General features: G+C 71.2%; 4 protein-coding genes. 2 read left to right on the forward strand and 2 right to left on the reverse strand.

Annotated features, from left to right (window positions below; translation table 11 throughout):
* Together GT045_RS28775 and GT045_RS28780 are read right to left on the reverse strand one after the other, a co-directional pair.
* Positions 1 to 1,209, reverse strand: a 1,209-nt coding sequence (locus GT045_RS28775; RefSeq protein ID WP_345942786.1) for an alpha-amylase family glycosyl hydrolase, incomplete at its 3' end; no start/stop codon positions are given.
* The gene (locus GT045_RS28780) at positions 1,206 to 1,718 is read right to left on the reverse strand and encodes a pep a2 (RefSeq protein ID WP_161294332.1); all 513 of its coding nucleotides are present in this window, start codon (positions 1,716 to 1,718) and stop codon (positions 1,206 to 1,208) included. The genes GT045_RS28780 and GT045_RS28775, both read right to left, overlap by 4 nt.
* Positions 1,719 to 2,021: 303 nt before the next feature.
* Here GT045_RS28780 and GT045_RS28785 point away from each other — a divergent pair, with 303 nt between their 5' ends.
* Positions 2,022 to 2,321: a DUF5133 domain-containing protein gene (locus GT045_RS28785; protein ID WP_161294330.1), complete on the forward strand. Its 300-nt coding sequence runs from the start codon at positions 2,022 to 2,024 to the stop codon at positions 2,319 to 2,321.
* Between the two features lie 108 nt (positions 2,322 to 2,429).
* The coding region (locus GT045_RS28790; RefSeq protein ID WP_161335973.1) for a maltotransferase domain-containing protein at positions 2,430 to 3,349 on the forward strand (920 nt) is incomplete at its 3' end.

Below are 3,349 nucleotides of genomic sequence, written 5' to 3' on the forward strand. Positions count from 1 at the left end.
CCACAGCGGCGGGAAGTTGCCCACCTGGTAGCCGCCCTCCCCCAGGTCCCAGGGTTCGGCGATCAGCTTGACCCGGCTGATCACCGGGTCCTGCTGGATCAGGTCGAAGAACGCCGAGAGCCGGTCCACCTCGTGGAACTGCCGGGCCAGGGTGGCCGCGAGGTCGAAGCGGAAGCCGTCGACGTGCATCTCGGTCACCCAGTACCGCAGCGAGTCCATGATCAGCTGGAGTACGTAGGGGTGCCGCATCAGCAGGCTGTTGCCGGTGCCGGTGGTGTCGTAGTAGTGCTCCCAGTCGCCGTCGACCAGGCGGTAGTAGGAGGCGTTGTCGATGCCCCGGAACGACAGGGTGGGGCCCAGCTCGTTGCCCTCGGCGGTGTGGTTGTAGACCACGTCGAGGATGACTTCGAGGCCGGCCGCGTGCAGCGCCTTCACCATCGACTTGAACTCGTCGACCTGCTCGCCGCGGGTGCCGAAGGCGGCGTAGGCGTTGTGCGGGGCGAAGAAGCCGATCGTGTTGTAGCCCCAGTAGTTGGACAGGCCGCGGTCCTGGAGCACGCCGTCCTGCACGAACTGGTGCACCGGCATCAGCTCGACCGCGGTCACCCCGAGCGAGGTGAGGTGCTCGGTCACGGCGGGGTGCGCGAGGCCGGCGTAGGTGCCGCGCAGCCTCTCGGGGACGTCGGGGTGGGTACGGGTGAGGCCGCGGACGTGGGCCTCGTAGATCACCGACTCCGCGTACGGCGTCCTCGGCGGGCGGTCGTCGCCCCAGTCGAAGGACGGGTCGGTGACCACGCCCAGCATGGAGTGGCCCGCGCTGTCGGCCGGGGCGGGCCCGTCCGGGGCGCGCTCGTACAGGGAGGCGTGGTTGTCGATCTGGCCGTCCACGGCACGCGCGTAGGGGTCGAGCAGCAGCTTCGCCGGGTTGCAGCGGTGTCCGAGAGAGGGCTGCCAGGGGCCGTGCACCCGGTAGCCGTAGCGCCGGCCGGGGCCGACGCCGGGCAGGTAGGCGTGCCAGACGAACCCGTCGACCTCGTGCATCCGGACGGCGGTCTCGGCTCCCTTGTCGTCGACGAGGATCAGCTCGACCCGCTCGGCGACCTCGCTGAAGAGGGCGAAGTTGGTGCCCTGCCCGTCGCACGAGGCACCCAACGGGTAGGGGTGCCCGTTCCAGACGGGCACCCCTGCGCGCTTCTTGCGGGCGGTCACCGGCTGCCCTCCAGGGCGTCGTCACCGGCGGGCGCCTGCGCGGCCAGCGCGGCCACCCGCTCGACGCGGGGCACCGTGAGCCCCGTACGCAGCGTCGGTGCGGGGGCGAGCGGCACCAGGGGCACGCGTTCACCGCTGCGGGCGCGCTGGGAGAACCAGATGATCTTGCTGCCGGTGTCGGAGGCGCAGCACCCCCAGCCGTCGCTCATGGCGGCGATGTCCGCCAGGCAGGAGCGCAGGTCCTGGTCGGGGCGCAGATCCGGGTCGTCGTCACCGAAGGCGGTGATGAGGTGCTGGCCGTTCCACCACATCTCGATGGAGGTGTGCTTGTCCGTGGCGTGCGCGTCGATCGCCCGCAGCAGCAGTTCGGCGCCGCGGCAGACGGGATCCACGAGGTTCTCCAGATCCCAGTAGCGGAGATGGGCGGCCAGGATGCGGCTGACCTGTACCACCCGTTCCGGGCTGACTTCCACATCGAGGTGGTAGTAGCAGGGCACTGCGGTCTTCATCGTCGCTTGCTCCTCACCGGCGAAGCTCCCGCTCCCCTTGCCCCGTCCGGGAGGGATCCCGGACACACAGCGTGAGCGTTGATCGCTTCTGAGTCACCTCCACGGTGAGGGCACTACGCCATTCGTGCAACACGAGCGCCCGCCACCCACATTGGTTGAAGCTCCAACAAGACGCTGCGTCGCAGCGCGTGCACCATAAGTGAAAGCCTCGATCGCCGTAACGGTGCCGTGCCCACCCCTGCGCGGACACCACCCGACCGTCGGGAACGCGCCCAGTCGAGAGCGTGGAGGGTGAAGAGGGCGATGCTGCTACCCGCCAAGGCCGAAGTGGCCCGGCAGTTGCGGCGTTACCGGGCGTGGGAGCGCGTGATGCTCGCCTCGCCTCACGACCGCACGGTCCGGGCCACTTTCGAGGACTCGGGGTACACCCTGTGCGTGCTGATGGGCAAACGCTGCGCCCGCGAGGCCGCGGACGCCGCCGAGCGCTATCTCCGCACGAACCTGGTCACCTATCTGCGTGAGCAGGACGCACGGCCACAGCCTCGTCGCGCGGCCAGAAGAGCGCCGCCGTCGGAGCGGCGTTCCACGGCGCCAAGCCCCTGACCTGGCACCGTACAAGGCGTTCCCCTCGGACCGGCTCACATCGGTCCGACTATCGGATCGCGAAGCCGGGCCGGGTGCCCGGCTTCGCGCACGGCGGAGGTGAGATACATGCGCAGGACCCCGGCCATCGGCCGTGTACCGGTACGCGACGTCCGGCCGGCCGTGGAGTGCGGCAGGCGCCCGGCCAAAGCGGTGGCCGGGGAGACCTTCGAGGTCACGGCCACCGTGTTCCGTGAAGGGCATGACGCCGTGGGCGCGAACGTGGTCCTGCGCGATCCGAAGGGCCGCCGCGGCCCGTGGACACCGATGCGGGAGCTGTCCCCCGGAAGCGACCTGTGGGGGGCCGAGGTCACCCCGGACGCGACCGGCCGCTGGACCTTCCGGGTGGAGGCGTGGAGCGACCCGCTGGCGACCTGGCGGCACGTCGCGTCCGTGAAGGTGCCGGCCGGGATCGACACCGGTCTGGTGCTGGAGGAGGGTGCCGAGCTGTACGAGCGGGCCGCCGCCGGAGTGCCCAGGGGACCCGAGCGCGATCTGGTGTCGGCCGCGGCGCGGGCCCTCGGCGACGACTCCCTGTCGGTGCACCACCGGCTGAAGGCGGCGCTGTCGCCGGAGGTGGCGGCGGTGCTGGACCGGTATCCGCTGCGGGAGCTGGTGACGGCCTCGGACCCGATGCCGCTGCTGGTGGAGCGCGAACGCGCCCTGTACGGCTCCTGGTACGAGTTCTTCCCGCGCTCGGAGGGCACCGCGCAGCGGCCGCACGGCACGTTCCGCACCGCCGCCCGCCGGCTCGAGGCGATCGCCGACATGGGCTTCGACGTCGTCTACCTGCCCCCGATCCACCCGATCGGCACCACGCACCGCAAGGGCCGCAACAACACCCTCACCGCCGGCCCCGACGACGTCGGCGTGCCCTGGGCGATCGGCTCGCCCGAGGGCGGCCACGACGCCGTCCACCCCGCCCTCGGCACGCTCGAGGACTTCGACCACTTCGTCGCCGAGGCACGCGCCCTGGGCCTTGAGGTGGC

It is taken from the genome of Streptomyces sp. SID486, assembly GCF_009865385.1.
GTDB lineage: Bacteria > Actinomycetota > Actinomycetes > Streptomycetales > Streptomycetaceae > Streptomyces.

Coding starts and splice junctions, on each gene's coding strand:
- GT045_RS28780 (WP_161294332.1), bottom strand. CDS start 1,718: ATGAAGACCGCAGTGCCCTGCTACTACCACCTCGATGTGGAAGTCAGC.
- GT045_RS28785 (WP_161294330.1), top strand. CDS start 2,022: ATGCTGCTACCCGCCAAGGCCGAAGTGGCCCGGCAGTTGCGGCGTTAC.